The organism is Bacillus sp. OTU530 (assembly GCF_038440375.1).
Map to the genome: position 1 here is coordinate 1 of NZ_JASATP010000036.1, position 16,238 is coordinate 16,238.

Here is a 16,238-nt window from a genome sequence, read left to right on the forward strand (position 1 = left end):
TTTCTTCACAAACCCTTATCTGTCTTAACATAAATATCCAATTGATTTCCTAATAAAATAAGAATCAAAAATGGACGTTTACGGTACTAACCATTACATTATCAGAAAACAACTCTGACTTTCTTTGTTATTTGGCGTATCTTCTTCAGAATTATATGTCGCTATCTTATGAATGGAAGGTTACCTGGGAAGGTCATCGCCATAACTTTAGCACAGTGCTAAAGTTATAGCGATGACCTTGGTAGGTGCCTTTGAGGTTATGTAAACCAATCAGGAATACGACATTCTTATTTCTCAAATGGGATAAAAAAAGGAGCTTGTTATGTTATGCCTTTGATATTATCTTGATATTGAGTCTTCAAGAAATGGACGCTTTTCTGAAGCAAGAGACTGAACGGTAAAAACCGATCAGTCCATTTTTTATCAATAGGATAGACTCTATTGAAACAAATATGAAAGACTGGTAGGATGATAGGCAGGAGTGTCCCATAAGACTTGTTTCGAAATAGAGATGAAAATATGAGGAAAATCGGTTATGTACGAGTGAGTTCTGTTGACCAGAATTCTGCAAGGCAGTTTCAGCAACTAAATGAGATCGGAATGGACATCGCTTTTGAAGAAAAACTGTCTGAGGCGACACAAGATCGACCTGAGCTGCAAAAAATATTGGAATCTCTTCAACATGGGGACATCATTTTTGTTACGGACCTTACTCGAATCACTCGCAGCACAAGGGATTCTTAAAAGACACCTGGTTAGATTTATCAGAAGATAATCCCTATAGCCAATTTTTAATGACGGCGATGGGTGGAGTAAACCAACTGGAACGTGATTTTATTCGAATGCGTCAACGTGAAGGAATTGATTTAGCGAAAAAGGAAGGAAAATACCGGAAGGGAAAAAAAGTATCACCATAAGCATGCCGGGATTAACTATGCAGTAAAGCCTTATCGAGAAAGCAAAATGACCGTAAAGCAAATTTGTGAAATTACGAATGTTTCAAGGTCGGCTTTATATCGAAAGCTTTCAGAAGAGAAAAATAGTTTGTTTTTATTCCTTTAAAGGGCCATATTGGTAAAGAGCAACAGTAGGATATAGGAAATTTATTTATTATATTCCAGAGACCAGAAGGCTTAAGATCATTTTAATCTCATTCACGTGGAAAGTATGGCTTTTCATCTGATCAAACTTGAAACCGTTTTCATCCTCTTTGATGACGGAATCTCTGGAAGAAAAGGGAACTTATAAATTGGTCACAAAAAATGAATGGATAAAGAACAGTTCGCCCGAGGAGCATACCGATTATATAATCACTCTTCTTGGCTTAGACCATGGTTTTGCCTGATAAATAGTTTCTTCAAAATAGAATTCGGTCTTTGTAACATCTATAGGCATTGAGAAGGGATGATATTCTTCTACAATTTGTTGTAACTAGGCATTAGACTTTAGTCGAATCACGTAATAGACTGTTTCTTTTTCACACAAATTATATAAAACCGGGTCAGCAAAACCACTGTCTCCGCGAAAAGATTATGAAGTTTCCCGGAATTTCTCGTTGTAATGTTCAATAATTGGTTGTATGAATTCAATAATACCGTATGAAGTTTACACGTTTCCAGGATGTAGCTTTGCCTTCGAAAAAGTCGCCTGTTACACTATCAAAATAGCTGGGCCCATTAGTTTAATTACTTGATATTTCTCAAAATATCTTCGCCCTATGAAAGATATTCAAATGAAGCTTTGTTATTATGAAGAGTAATTAATATAATGAACATTGAGATTTCATTGTGAGAAAACATTTGTGGGATCGTGATTATGACTATGCCCCTGTCCTATTTTTCCAGACTTCCCGGCTTTATACGGCTGCTATTGAGCAGCGGATTATTAGTGGGGGCATATTTTTGACTCTTGTTTTGGAAAAACTGTTTCATTGGGATAAGCTTCAAAGCAAGTAAAAAGACTAGAATTAAAGGCTCTAGTCTATTCTTTATGTGCATCGCACATTTTTAATCTAGTCCTGAGGTGAATGTTCATGAACCGGCCAATAAAAGATAATTCTTATCAAATAAGTTTACTAAACATTGAATATTACTCACACCATATCCATTTAGGAATTGAGATTCTTCTTGTAATAAAGGGAGAAATTGAGGTTACGGTCAATCAACATTCCTGCCATTTAGCTGAAAATGATCTTCTGCTTATTAACGCCAATGATATACGCTCAATTAAGGGAAATAAGGAGAATGTGGTCTTATCGTTACAAATTCCCTTGGATTTAATCGAGCCTTATTATCCGAATATTCATGAGTGTTATTTTAACTGCAATTCCCCCAAAGAGGATAACGGGCTGTATCTGCTCTTTGATCAAATTCGCCAACTAATGGCAAAAATTTTGATTGCATATTATCAAAAGCAGGATGGAAGTGAAATTGAGATTTACGGCCTGATTTACCAGTTAGTTACACTGCTAATTCGAAATTTTAAAACAACACATCTCGGGAGTCATCAATTCACCGATATGAAGGATGATAGAATTAGAGAGATCCTAGCTTTTATCGAAAAAAATTATCGCAAACCGATATCATTGGAGGAAATCGCCAAACAGCGGTATTTGTCTCTTTACTATTTGTCGCGTTATTTCAAGCAGGAAGTTGGGATCAGTTTCTCCCAATATGTCAAAAATGTCCGTTTGAAATCAGCGGTTTATGAGCTGCTGTATACCGACCATAATATTACCCATATCTCGCTGAATAATGGTTTTCCCAATGTGAAGGCTTTTAATAAGGCTTTTAGAGAAATATACCAGCAAACGCCTACTGAATATCGCAGCCTTCATAAAGTGGAACCGATGGATGTCGAGGAAGTGAAACATGAAACGGAACAATATACATTACTGCAATCGCCCAACTTTTTAATGGAAATCAGCAAATATATTTCAGGAAATGAGAAGGGCACCACGCTGATGGAACCGGCTGCTTCAGCAGTATATGTGGACCTGCCGCCGGAGCCCATTTTTATCAAAGAAAAAGCCTTAAAGTTACTGGTGATTGGGCAGCTGGAATATGCTTTGCATGAAGAAGTGCAGGCAGACTTAAAGTTGATCCAAGAAGAACTCGGATTTGAATATATCTATTTTACGAACCTTTTTTCGGATAGCTTTGCGATGACAACGCCCCTCTATCAAATAGGTGGGCAATTTTATCAGATGGATGCCTTATTCAGCCGCTTTCAACAATTAGGGTTGGTTCCTTTCATTCGCGTGGAAGTTGAAAAGGAAGTGGCAAGCAGCTCTGAATATCTTAAGAAGCTAGGTGAATTTTTACAGCACAGTCTTAGTTATTTTGGCAGTGCCTTTGTAGGAAAATGGCGGTTTGAATTGGTTTTCCCGGAATGGGGTGAACCAGCAAAGAGATTTTATCAAGATTTTTATCAAACTGTGAAAGAGTGGGCTTCTGCCGCAAAAGTCGGCCTTCATGTGCCGTTTTCTTTAGGAAAGGGTATACCCGTTCCTGCTGCTGACTTTTTAAACCAAATTTCCGACCGTTGCGAGCTGGTCTGCTTCACCTGCAATCCGAATGAAGAAGTAGATTTTACCGATATGAATAATCATACTTTTGAAGGAGTAAAAAATTATGTAAAGAAAGCATGCAGCAGATTAAAGGAAAGTTTATCGTTTGCGGGTTTGGGGGAGGTTCCGATTTTTCTTACGGAATGGAATACACTTTATGGAAATACGATGGATTTGAGCGGCACTTTTTTCCGTTCGGCCCTTATTTTTAAAGAAATGCTGGATGCGATGAAGGAAATTTCCGGTTTGGGGTTCTGGATTGATACCCACTCACTGGAAAAAAATAACCTGGATCAAGACCATATTGCCATGAATGGAATTGCCCTCCTGTATTATTATCAAATTAAACGCCCTGCTTATTTTAATTTTCAACTGATGGAAAAAATGGCATTGCGGATTTTAGCTGAAGGCGAGGATTTTGTCATGGCAATGGGGGAAAATGGCTACCAATTGGCCGTTTATAACCCCTCCTATATCAATCCTTCTTATTCGGTCGAAAGCTTCTTTTTGCATTCCATCGCAAAGGAAAAGAAAGTCGTGATTTCAGGGCTGCCGCCTGGCCGGTACCAAATCCGCAAGCACATCCTTGATCAAAATAACGGCGAATTTTATATTAACTGGATAAATTTGCAACATCAGGATATTTACGACCAGGAGGTCATTTCCTTTATCAAGCAGGGAACCCACCCTGATTTGCAAATTTATGAGAAAAAAGTGGAAGAGGAGCTTTATTTACAATCCACCCTGACCTTTAACGCTTTTCATCTCTTTGAAATAAAGCCATTAAGTTAAAACTTAATGGTCTTTTTTTGTGGTTAAACGTGACGAAAATGTGAAGGAGGGCAAATAAGGGAGGTACATACAACAAAGATGGGAATGTAAATCGACAAAATCCGATTTAAACTAAATATACGAAAGCGTTTTCAAATCAACTCTTCTTAATCGGAAACGGATAAGAAATTTTAGTGATGGAGGTTTGTACGATGTCTAGAAAAGTATTAGAAGATGTATTAACTCCCCAGCTGCAAGAGCTGCGTGAGAAAGGGCTATATAACGTCATTGATACAGTAGAAGGCCCCAATGGCCCAATCGTGACAATCAATGGCAAAGATGTCATCAATATGTCATCTAACAATTACCTTGGGTTGGCAAACAATGAAAGATTAATCCAAAAGGCAACCGAAGCGACGAAACAATACGGTGTGGGTGCCGGTGCCGTTCGGACAATTAACGGAACGATGACCATCCATAATGAATTGGAAAAAAGGATTGCCGAATTCAAGCATACGGAAGCGGCAATTGCTTTCCAATCAGGATTTAATTGCAATATGGGCGCAATCTCGGCGGTCATGACGAAGAAGGATGCGATTATTTCCGACGAATTGAACCATGCATCGATTATTGATGGCTGCCGGTTGTCCGGAGCAAAAATCATCCGGGTTAAACACCAGGACATGGATGACTTAAGGAGAGCTGCAAAAGAAGCAGTCGAAAGCAGTGCCTATGAAAAAATTATGTATATCACCGATGGCGTTTTTTCAATGGATGGGGATGTAGCGAAGCTTCCTGAAATCGTGGAAATTGCCGAGGAATATGGCTTACTTACATATGTTGATGACGCACATGGTTCAGGTGTCATGGGCAATGGCGCCGGCACGGTTAAACATTTTGGCCTTTCCGATCAAATTGATTTTCAAATCGGAACGCTTTCCAAGGCCATTGGTGTCGTGGGCGGCTATGTGGCCGGTACCCAGCAATTGATTGATTGGTTAAAAGTGCGCGCCCGTCCATTCCTATTTTCAACATCGCTGACGCCAGGAGTTGCCGCTGCCTGCATTGAAGCGATCAACATCATGACGGAATCAACCGAGAGAGTCGATCAGTTATGGGAAAATGGCCGCTATTTAAAAGAAGGCTTGATAAACTTAGGGTTTGATATTGGCCACTCGGAAACACCGATTACACCATGTATCATCGGCGAAGAAACATTAACACAGCAATTTTCCCGCCGTCTAATGGAAGAGGGGGTTTACGCCAAAGCCATCACCTACCCAACGGTGCCAAAGGGAACAGGCAGAGTACGCAATATGCCGACTGCGGCCCATACAAAAGAAATGCTAGACCAAGTGCTTGCTGTATATGAAAAGGTTGGAAAAGAACTGGGTGTCATCCAAGTTTAGAAGATAGGCAGGGAAGGGATCCGTTTCCAGAATGGGTTCTTCCATGTTACAACTTGATACCATGTTCATTTTTTGAGGGAAATACTCAGGAGGGGGTTTACAATGAAAAAAATTCTTGTGACCGGAAGCTTAGGTCAAATTGGTTCAGAGTTAACGATGAGACTACGGGAACTTTACGGAGAGGAAAATGTCCTTGCCACTGATATCCGCCGTGTTGAGGGCAACCCAATCGTAGAAAATGGTTTATTTGATACATTAGATGTGCTGGATGGCGAGAGAATGCAGAAACTGACCAATGATCATCGCATTGATACGATTATTCATTTGGCAGCGCTGCTATCGGCAACGGCTGAGAAAAACCCGCTGCTAGCCTGGAATTTAAATATGGGCGGATTGGTGAATGCGCTCGAGGTGGCGCGAAATTCCCATTGCCAGTTCTTTACACCAAGCTCGATTGGCGCCTTTGGTCCGTCCACGCCAAAAGACAATACACCCCAGGATACAATCCAAAGACCGAACACGGTGTACGGTGTTACCAAAGTAAGCGCTGAATTGCTATGTGACTATTATTTTGCAAAATTTGGCGTCGATACCCGCGGCATTCGCTTCCCTGGATTGATTTCCTACAACGCACTTCCGGGTGGAGGAACGACAGACTATGCGGTTGATATCTACTATGAAGCGTTAAAGAACAAAAAATACACGTCCTATATTGCGAAAGGCACTTACATGGATATGATGTATATGCCGGATGCGGTTGATTCGATTATTAAATTGATGGAAGCGGTTTCACCAAGATTAAAACATCGAAATGCCTTTAATATTACAGCCATGAGTTTTGAACCTGAAGAAATTGCTGCTTCCATCAGGAAATTTATACCGGAGTTTACGATGGATTATCAGGTAGATCCAGTCCGGCAGCAGATTGCCGACTCCTGGCCAAACAGCATTGATGCGTCTGCTGCCAAAGAGGAATGGGATTTTAACCCGCAGTACGATTTAGACCGTATGACAGAATCTATGCTCGAAAATTTAGCGGAAAAATTGGGCATTCCATTTGGGAAATCTGTATTGGTTTGAAAGAAAGAATAACATCAAGAGGAAAGAGTTTAAAAAAAATCCAATGAGGGAAAGTAGGGGAGCTTTTGTCAAAAAACCAGGAATTAAAGCGGGGGCTTAAATCGCGTCATATCCAAATGATTGCTTTGGGTGGGACTATCGGGGTTGGGTTATTTATGGGATCGTCCAGTACGATTAAATGGACGGGCCCATCGGTTATGGTTGCCTATGCAGTTGCCGGTCTCTTCTTATTTTTCATTATGCGCTCGATGGGGGAAATGCTTTATTTGGAACCAACCACTGGTTCATTTGCTGACCTCGGCAATAAATATATCCATCCTTTGGCCGGTTATTTGACAGCTTGGAGCTATTGGTTCCAATGGATCATTGTCGGCATGTCGGAAATCATCGCGGTTGGTTCGTATATGAATTATTGGTTCCCACATCTGCCAACATGGGTACCCGGTCTGGTAGCGATGGCGATCCTTGGTGTTGCCAACATGATTTCAGTTAAAAACTTTGGTGAATTCGAATTCTGGTTTTCACTAATTAAGGTATTAACGATTGTCGTCTTAATTATTGCTGGTATTGGCATTATTCTCTTTGGCTTCGGGAATGGAGGCCATGCAATTGGATTTTCGAACATTTGGGAAAATGGTGGGTTTTTCACCGGCGGCTTTAAAGGATTCTTCTTTGCCCTTTCCATCGTAATCGGCGCCTATCAAGGAGTGGAACTGATTGGGATTACGGCCGGAGAGGCAGAAAATCCGCAAAAAACGATCACACATGCTGTGAAATCAACCGTTTGGCGTATTTTAATTTTCTATATCGGTGCGATCTTTGTCATTGTAACCGTTTACCCTTGGGACCAGCTCAATCAAATTGGCAGCCCATTCGTTTCGGTTTTTGCCAAAATTGGAATTACGGCTGCTGCCGGTATTATCAACTTTGTCGTTATCACGGCAGCAATGAGCGGCTGTAACAGCGGCATCTTTAGCGCCACACGGATGCTTTACACATTAGCAAAAAATGGACAGGCTCCAAAGATTTTTGCTAAATTATCGGAAAATAAAGTTCCTGTTTATTCAACATTAACGGTTTTAATCGGCTTGATTATTGGGGTTGTGTTGAGCTATGTTGCACCGCCATCCATCTTCGTTTATGTTTACAGTGCGAGTATACTTCCAGGAATGATCCCGTGGTTTGTATTGCTCATCAGTGAAATCGGATTTAGAAAAGTAAATGCTGGTGCAATGGAAAAACATCCATTTAAAATGCCTTTTGCACCGTACAGCAACTATGCTACCATTGTATTTTTACTGGTCGTCCTTGTCGGCATGTTTATCAATCCAGGTACGCGTATCCCGTTAATCGTGGGAATTGTATTCCTTGCTATCATGACAGCCAGTTTCTATCTGTTAAAAATGGACAAACGCGTACCGTTAGACGAGGCTGAAAACGAAAAAGGCACAAAACCAAAAGTAGTATAATATAAAGAAAACAAAGGGTGAACCAGGGGGGGACGGTTCAAATGCTTCATGCATGGGGACCGTCTTCTTTGAGGGAGTGATATTATGTCTTTCACTAGTTTAAGAGAAGTAATTGAACTGGCTGAGCAGCAAAACATAACGATTGCGGAATTAATGATCCAAACTGAAATACAGCAAAAGGGCATTCCACGGGAAGCGATTATCGAAGAAATGGCCGAGCAATTTACGGTAATGGAAGAGGCCGTCCTTAGAGGGACGACAAGTGCTGTCATGTCCCGTACCGGCTTGACCGGCGGCGATGGGTACCGCCTTTACCAATATGCTGAAAACGGAAAATCCTTTATCAATCCCGTGACATTAAATGCCGCAGCCAATGCGCTGGCCGTATCGGAGGTCAATGCGGCAATGGGGCGGATTGTGGCGACACCGACTGCAGGCTCAGCTGGGATTTTGCCAGCAGTACTCGTTCACGCTCTAGACAGTGGCAAATTCCCACGGGAGCGGATCGTGCTGTCGATGTTCACTGCCTCTGCCCTTGGCTTGGTAATTGCCAATAAAGCTTCGATATCAGGGGCTGCCGGCGGATGCCAGGCGGAAATCGGCTCAGCAACCGCGATGGCTGCCGGCACTTTAGTTGAGCTTGCCGGCGGAACGCCAAAGCAGGTTGGAAATGCCGTCGGAATTGCATTAAAAAACTCACTGGGCCTGGTTTGTGATCCGGTTGCGGGACTGGTGGAAATTCCGTGCATCCTGCGGAACGGATTGCACACGATTACCGCCCAGGCTGCGGCAGATATGGCGTTAGCAGGGGTAGTCAGCATCATCCCACCGGATGAAGTGATCCATGTGATGCATGAAGTTGGGCAGCAAATGCCAGAGTCGTTACGGGAAACAGGGATTGGCGGACTTGCCGGAACCCCGACAGGAAAAAAATTAAAAGAGCAGGTTTTCGGGGAAAAAAGCAGTGGATGTGGACCGGCCAAATACCAAAGCGCCTATGAGATTATCGGGCCTGTCATGGTTGGACCATCAAGCTCTCATACCGCCGGGGCTGTCCGCATCGGCAATATTGCACGCCAGTTGTTAAACGAACAACCATTATATGTGAGGTTTGCGTTAATGGGCTCCTTCGCCGAAACCTATCAAGGCCATGGGACAGACCTGGCACTAATAGCCGGTGTGATGGGGCTATCAACCATGGATGGAGGCATTCCAAAGGCAAAATCCATTGCTGAGGAAAATGGCTTACAATACGAGTTTACGAAACGGGTGCTTGGAAGCTATCATCCGAATACGGTGCTTGTAGAATTATCTGGGGCAACGCGGACTGTAAAGGTACTGGCCAGTTCCTTAGGCGGTGGTAAAGTAGAGGTTCAGGAATTGGATGATTATCCGTTAAAGTTTTCCGGTGAACGGACGACACTTGTGATTCACCACACCGACCGAAAAGGGGTCATTTCTGAACTATCAGGCATTCTTTATCAAAAAGGGCTTAATATTGCCCGTATGGCGAATGAACGTTCAAAAATCAATGGTCCAGCGATTACAATTTGTGAAATCGACAATCAGATTGGGAAAGAACTTTTAACCATATTAAAAAACGAAATTCCAATCATTAATGAAATTTTAATAATCCAGACTAAATAATGATTTCGTGTATGGCGTGTATACAAGGCAAAATAAATATTTCTATATAAAAAAAGCCCTTAATATAAGGGCTTTTTTTATATGCTACATTCTGCATTAGTAATCCTTACTCTATACATAATCCTACCTTTCTTTTAAATCTATAAATTCTTAGCACAAGATTGTGAAGTTTTTTAAAAAAATAATTGATAAGGTCCTGCCAAACCGCGTTTTTTCTACTTCTATAAAAATAAGATACTAGAGGTTATTATGTGCAAAAAGACTATAATTTTAAATACGGAAAGCGCTTTCGAGTAATTTCCAGAAAAAATAAAATTATAATTTCTAAAAAGAGGTGCTTATGATGTTAAATGGTGAAAAGAAAATTGCAAGACCTTTCAGATGGGCCATGGTAGGTGGAGGCCGACTAAGCCAAGTTGGCTATAAACATAGAACGGGTGCACTAAGAGATAATACAGCCTTTACTTTAGTTGCAGGGGCTTTTGATATTGATGCAGAAAGAGGGAAAGAATTTGGAGTAAATATCGGCGTTGATGAAAACCGCTGCTATCCTGACTACAAAACAATGTTTGCTGAAGAGGCAAAGCGGGGGGATGGAATTGAGGTTGTCTCCATCGCAACTCCTAACGGTACTCACTATGAAATTTGTAAGGCTGCATTAGAAGCTGGTTTGCATGTTATCTGTGAAAAACCTTTATTTTTCACCTCTGAAGAAGGTGAGGAGATTAAAGCCTTGGCGGAGAGAAAAGGAAAAATTGTTGGGGTAACATACGGTTTTTCTGGAAATCAAATGCTGCTTCAAATGCGGGCAATGATTGAACAAGGAAAAATTGGTGACATTCGTATGGTGGAGCTGCAGTATACGCATGGCTTTAGTGCAAATGATGCAGCAGATAAAACAAGTGCTGCGCAAAAATGGCGTATTGACCCTAAGGTGGCGGGACCAAGCTTTGTGTTAGGTGATCTTTCTACGCATACTTACTACATGTCCCAGCTGATTATGCCGCATATGAAAATTAAGAAATTATTATGTGACCGTCAGAGCTTTGTAGGAAGCCGCGCTCCTTTGGAGGATAATGCCTATGTTCTCATGCACTATGAAAATGGAGCGGTAGGAAGACTTTGGACATCCTCTGTCAATGCAGGCTGTATGGATGGTCATAGAATTCGCATTGTAGGATCGAAGGGAAGTCTAGAGTGGTGGGATAACCTAGGCGGTGAGCTCAAATATGAAGTGCAAGGCGAACCTACCCAAACTTTGATTCGTGCAATGTCTTACTTAGATGATAGCTGTAATGCTGATGAGCGTTTAGGAGCACTGCATGTCGAAGGCTTGTCTGATTCTTGGGCAAATATCTATCTTAAATTTGCCATTGCAATGGATGCTAAAAACCGAAATGATGAGGAAACATTAAAAAATCTCGTTTATCCTGATATTGATGCTGGTTTAGATGGCATTCGCTGGATTGAAAATTGTGTTCGTTCTGCGGATAACGGATCAACTTGGGTAGAGTTTGAGCATAAAAAGGCAGCATTAGTGTAACAAACTTTTGTATTCCCTACTATTGATTCTAGCATTAAGAGTGTGCGCTGGATAGAAAACAGGTTAAACAAAAATGGAAAGCTCGTCTATGGACAACTTCCTTTCCTCATTGTCCTAGATGAGTTTTCAAACCTCATCCAATCAAAACTCTTTGGGAAAATTGATAAACTCTCATTAAATTCCTATAATTGACTTATACATCACAGAAGAAGAGGTGAGTTTATGGTACAGAGTTTTGTAAAAAAAGGATTCACACCGACCTTTGGAAATAGCAATCTTCCTAAGCTGCTTTACGTTTGCAAGGCTGAAGCTAGTCATACGAAATTACCCTGTGTGATGCATATGCATCAAGATCGTCTAGAAATTTTGTATATTAGACATGGCAGAGGAATTCATACGATTGGAGGAAGACAATATCATACCAAACAGGGTGATATTCTTATTTATAACAGCGGCGTTATCCATGATGAGCGTACAAATCCAGATGAAGATATGAGTGTGTACAGCTGTGGAGTGAGCAACTTAAAACTAGAGGGGATGCGGGAAAATTGTCTACTTCCTGACGGTGCAAGTCCGGTTTTACATAGCAGTGACTTTAGCCAGGATATTGAAAGTGTATTTCGTATGATGTACACCCAAATTGGTTCAGGGAATACAGGGGCTGAAGAAATCTGCCATCATTTGCTGCAGACCCTTCTTGTTATGCTGATTAAGCAAATTGATAGAAGTATTGATACAGAGGAAAATAAGGGTGTTATTTTGGGGGAACGCATTAAAAAATATATTGATGACCATTATTCTGAGGCACATACGCTGGAAAGCATAAGTGAGTCATTGAATATTAGTCTATCTTACCTGTGCCATATTTTTAAAGAAGCTACCGGCTACGCTCCTATGCAATACATTATGCGGCGCAGAGTTGGAGAAGCCCAGTCTCTGTTGATTAATACCCAGTATAGTGCCACCGAAATTGCATCTATGGTAGGATACGATAATTCTAATTATTTTAACACCATTTTCACTAGAATCGTTGGCATGTCTCCCATCAAATATCGAAAGTGCTGGGTGGATGGAAGTTATCATGGGGATAGATAAAAATAATAAGAAGACTATTTTTTATACCCAGTGATTGAAGAGTATGAAACTAGGGTTTATTAATACATCGAGAAAAATGAAAACGATATCAGGAAGTTCCTTCAAGAGGGGAGTACGCATCCGCGACAGAACTAGAAGTAATTTGTATTATAAAGGCAAGGAGAAGTGGTTAACTTGAATAAATCGATAAATCAAAAATCGTTTTTAAGTACTATTATTATCGTCTCAACATTGGGTGGACTGCTTTTTGGATATGATACAGGTGTTATTAATGGTGCATTGCCTTTTATGGCTGAATCACTTGGTCTTAACTCATTTACTGAGGGGCTTGTGGCAAGTTCCCTTCTTTTTGGGGCAGCACTTGGTGCAGTGTTCGGTGGACGACTATCAGATTATAGTGGCCGACGCAAAAGCATCCTTTATCTTGCCCTGTTGTTCTTTATTGCTACAATTGGATGTACTCTCGCTCCAACTGTTACGGTTATGGTTGTCTTTCGCTTCTTACTGGGCCTTGCCGTAGGAGGAGCATCGGTGACAGTTCCTACTTACTTAGCAGAGATTTCACCTGTTGAGAGAAGAGGAAGAATGGTTACCCAGAATGAATTGATGATTGTTACTGGCCAATTAGCAGCCTTTGTGATCAATGCTATATTGGGAAATGTAATGTCTGGTGAGGAGCATGTTTGGCGATATATGTTATCTATTGCAGCACTTCCAGCAGTCTTTCTTTTTCTCGGCATGATTAAAATGCCAGAGAGTCCACGTTGGCTTGCATTAAAGGGAAAGAATGAGGATGCCCTTAATGTCCTTCGACAGGTACGTGAGGAGAAGCAAGCTACATTAGAATTAAAAGAGATTGGGGAAAGTTTTACGAATCCATCCGGGGTGAAGAAAGCATCTTTGAAGGATTTAGCTGTGCCATGGGTACGACGCATTGTATTACTTGGGATTGGAATTGCTGTTGTACAGCAGGTTACGGGTGTCAATTCGATTATGTATTATGGCACTCAAATTCTCAAGGATGCTGGCTTCCAAACAAAAGCCGCACTAATTGCTAACACAGCAAATGGATTAATCTCAGTTCTAGCTGTTTTCGTTGGTATCTGGCTTCTTGGGAAAGTTCAACGGCGACCAATGTTACTAGTTGGGCTGATTGGAACAACAACGTCACTTCTGCTTATTGGGGTATTCTCCAAAGTGCTTGCAGGATCCGCTACGCTTCCATACGTTATACTTGGCCTGACAGTCATGTTTTTAGCATTCATGCAGGGGGCTATTTCACCAGTAACCTGGCTGATGCTTGCAGAAATATTTCCATTGCGGTTACGGGGTCTCGGTATGGGGATCAGTGTGTTTTGTCTTTGGATAGCCAACTTCATCATTGGTTTGTCTTTCCCTGTTTTACTAGAAAAAATCGGATTATCTACAACTTTTTTTGTCTTTACAGCTATGGGACTTATGTCTATTGTATTTGTGAAAAAATATCTGCCGGAAACAAAAGGCCGCACACTTGAGGAGTTAGAACATTATTTCCGTACTTATGATAATCAAGGTTCTCAGGAAGATTTAGATCAGGTTACTGCCCAAGCAAAATGAATTCAATCACACTTTAATTACTATAAATCGATATAAACGGAGGAATTAATTATGAAACTTTGTTTTAACCAAGCCACAACTCTGGAGAATTCTAACCTAGTCAAAGATCTGGAGTATTGTGAAAAACACGGCTACGACTATATTGAAATCCGCACGATGGACAAATTGCCTGAATATTTAAAGGAAAAGTCTCTTGATGATCTGGCTGAGTTTTTTGACACACATCATATTAAACCATTAGCATTTAATGCGTTAGTATTTTTTAATAATCGTAATGAAGCCGAGTACAAAGAAATTATCAACGAATTCAAGGGGATGATGGAGATTGCGAAGAGGTTGGGCGTCAAATATGTTGTAGCAGTTCCATTGGTAACAGAGCAAAAGATTTTAAAACAAGATATTAAGAAAAGCTGCGTAGAGGTACTAACAGAACTGTCAGATATTGCAGAACCTTATGGAGTTAAAATTGCAGTTGAATTTGTCGGACACCCGCAGTGTACAGTGAATACACTCGGCCAGGCATATGATATTGTTGAAACTGTTAATCGTGAAAATGTGGGATTAGTGCTTGATTGCTTCCATTTCCATGCGATGGGGTCAGATTTAAATGATCTGAAAAAAGCTGATGGCTCAAAGATTTTCATTTTACATATCGATGATACAGAGGATTTCCCTATCGGTTTCTTAACAGATGAAGATCGTGTATGGCCAGGACTTGGGGCCATCGATTTAGATAGCATTTTATCTACATTGAAAGAAATTGGATTCTCAGATGTTGTCTCCGTTGAATTATTCCGTCCAGAATACTATAAACTAGATGCTGAAGAATCTATCAAGACAGCAAAAGAAACAACACTCAAAGTGATATCAAAGTATTACGATTTACAGACAGTATAAAAGGTAGAAAAAATGATTGTGAGATAAATAAAAACTGAAGAGAAAAGAAGCAAGATTCTCTATAATCATTTGCTTTTGATACCAGTGGTACAGAAAACAGCCCCCATGGGGGCTGTTTTCTGTTCTATATTTGCAGCCTTTGTAGGACTTGAGCAAAATCTCATTCAAGAACAAGGGGACGCTTAGGTGAAAAGCCAGAAAAAGTGGATAATGAGGAATTGGAGATGCTTAAACTCCTTATAGCGAACGGAGCACCTATTAAGGATATTGCGCAAATGTGGGGCATTTCTCGTACCGCGATTTACCGTTACTTAGAAAAACAGAAGTAGGCAGAGAGTGTGAAAAAAAGGCTATTCAAACAGATAGCCTTTTTAGTGTGCTTCTTTATATGTTCTTCTTTCCAAGACTTGTCCGATATTCTGATCCAGTTTTCAATCGTGTTGCACTAGCAAGCAATTCTGTTGATTTTTTCACACCAGAAAGTATAAATTTCCAGCTGGAAGCGAATTCAACATAAGCGGAAACTTTAGGAATACAGTATAAGTGTAACTGCGCTTCTGTCCTCGCCTAACGGCTCGCCAATCAGCGAGTTTTCTTTATTCTAACGAAACATAAATTAGCATTATGTTAGCGTTTAGGAACAGGTCATCTATACAAAGATTAGAATGGTTCAGATGCCTGTAAAATGGAGTGTAATAAACCAGGGAAACGATCATTTAAGTCATCCTGACGAAGGGAGATAAAACGTTGGGTCCCTTGAATTCTTGTTTTAACAACTCCAGATTCCCGTAGAACTTTATAGTGATGGGAAAGAGTTGATTTCGGTATAGGAATTTCTAGGGCGCTACATGATTGTTCCCCACTCTCTGCAAGACCTCTAACGATTTGGAGTCTTATTTGATCACTAAGCGCGTAAAGAACAGCTGATAAACTGATCTCATTTCGGCTTGGATGATAGAGCGTCCTCAATGTGGTTCACCTACCTGACTTGAAAATAGATAATACTCTTTAGCCAACCTTGAAGAAGCGCTTCAGCTTCATCACAGAAAATGTAAGAAAATTAAATTCTTGCATAGCAGTTGAATTATACTATATTCCATGATATATTTCCATTGTTCGAATATTTTCGAACAATGGAAATATCGTCAGCCGAATAACCATAT

General features: G+C 40.7%; 12 protein-coding genes and 2 pseudogenes. 12 read left to right on the forward strand and 2 right to left on the reverse strand.

Features of this window, described 5'->3' with window-relative positions; translation table 11 throughout:
• Nucleotides 1–519 precede the first annotated feature (519 nt).
• Nucleotides 520–1,062: pseudogene (locus AAHB12_RS21660) on the forward strand (recombinase family protein).
• A gap of 63 nt (nucleotides 1,063–1,125) precedes the next feature.
• Here the strand turns inward: AAHB12_RS21660 and AAHB12_RS21665 are convergent.
• A pseudogene (locus tag AAHB12_RS21665) lies at nucleotides 1,126–1,663 on the reverse strand (transposase); the annotation flags it as partial.
• Nucleotides 1,664–1,787: 124 nt separating this feature from the next.
• Here AAHB12_RS21665 and AAHB12_RS21670 point away from each other — a divergent pair.
• From AAHB12_RS21670 to AAHB12_RS21720, 11 genes are all read left to right on the forward strand, one after another.
• A complete protein-coding gene (locus AAHB12_RS21670; protein ID WP_342047021.1) occupies nucleotides 1,788–1,955 on the forward strand; it encodes a hypothetical protein in 168 nt (55 codons plus the stop codon).
• A 77-nt stretch (nucleotides 1,956–2,032) separates the two neighbouring features.
• Nucleotides 2,033–4,360: a helix-turn-helix domain-containing protein gene (locus AAHB12_RS21675; RefSeq protein WP_342047022.1), complete on the forward strand. Its 2,328-nt coding sequence runs from the start codon at nucleotides 2,033–2,035 to the stop codon at nucleotides 4,358–4,360.
• A 191-nt stretch (nucleotides 4,361–4,551) separates the two neighbouring features.
• Nucleotides 4,552–5,748, forward strand: a complete 1,197-nt coding sequence (locus tag AAHB12_RS21680; protein WP_342047023.1) for a glycine C-acetyltransferase — start codon at nucleotides 4,552–4,554, stop codon at nucleotides 5,746–5,748.
• A gap of 102 nt (nucleotides 5,749–5,850) precedes the next feature.
• The gene (locus AAHB12_RS21685) at nucleotides 5,851–6,828 is read left to right on the forward strand and encodes an L-threonine 3-dehydrogenase (protein WP_342047026.1); all 978 of its coding nucleotides are present in this window, start codon (nucleotides 5,851–5,853) and stop codon (nucleotides 6,826–6,828) included.
• A 116-nt stretch (nucleotides 6,829–6,944) separates the two neighbouring features.
• Entirely contained in the window at nucleotides 6,945–8,297 is a 1,353-nt protein-coding gene (locus AAHB12_RS21690; protein WP_342047086.1) for an amino acid permease, read from the forward strand.
• Between the two features lie 84 nt (nucleotides 8,298–8,381).
• Nucleotides 8,382–9,944, forward strand: a complete 1,563-nt coding sequence (gene sdaAA / locus AAHB12_RS21695; protein ID WP_342047027.1) for an L-serine ammonia-lyase, iron-sulfur-dependent, subunit alpha — start codon at nucleotides 8,382–8,384, stop codon at nucleotides 9,942–9,944.
• Nucleotides 9,945–10,284: 340 nt separating this feature from the next.
• The gene (locus AAHB12_RS21700) at nucleotides 10,285–11,487 is read left to right on the forward strand and encodes a Gfo/Idh/MocA family protein (protein ID WP_342047029.1); all 1,203 of its coding nucleotides are present in this window, start codon (nucleotides 10,285–10,287) and stop codon (nucleotides 11,485–11,487) included.
• A 222-nt stretch (nucleotides 11,488–11,709) separates the two neighbouring features.
• Nucleotides 11,710–12,582 carry a helix-turn-helix transcriptional regulator gene (locus AAHB12_RS21705; RefSeq protein WP_342047030.1) on the forward strand — a complete coding sequence of 291 codons (873 nt, stop codon included), beginning with the start codon at nucleotides 11,710–11,712 and terminating at the stop codon, nucleotides 12,580–12,582.
• 174 nt (nucleotides 12,583–12,756) lie between these two features.
• A complete protein-coding gene (locus AAHB12_RS21710) occupies nucleotides 12,757–14,178 on the forward strand; it encodes a sugar porter family MFS transporter (protein ID WP_342047032.1) in 1,422 nt (473 codons plus the stop codon).
• 51 nt (nucleotides 14,179–14,229) lie between these two features.
• Nucleotides 14,230–15,075, forward strand: a complete 846-nt coding sequence (gene iolI, locus AAHB12_RS21715; RefSeq protein ID WP_342047033.1) for a 2-keto-myo-inositol isomerase — start codon at nucleotides 14,230–14,232, stop codon at nucleotides 15,073–15,075.
• Between the two features lie 224 nt (nucleotides 15,076–15,299).
• On the forward strand, nucleotides 15,300–15,404 hold the full coding sequence (locus AAHB12_RS21720; RefSeq protein WP_342047034.1) for a helix-turn-helix domain-containing protein: 105 nt from the start codon (nucleotides 15,300–15,302) through the stop codon (nucleotides 15,402–15,404).
• 331 nt (nucleotides 15,405–15,735) lie between these two features.
• Here the strand turns inward: AAHB12_RS21720 and AAHB12_RS21725 are convergent, their stop codons facing one another.
• Entirely contained in the window at nucleotides 15,736–16,044 is a 309-nt protein-coding gene (locus tag AAHB12_RS21725; RefSeq protein WP_342047036.1) for an ArsR/SmtB family transcription factor, read from the reverse strand.
• Nucleotides 16,045–16,238: the final 194 nt, after the last annotated feature.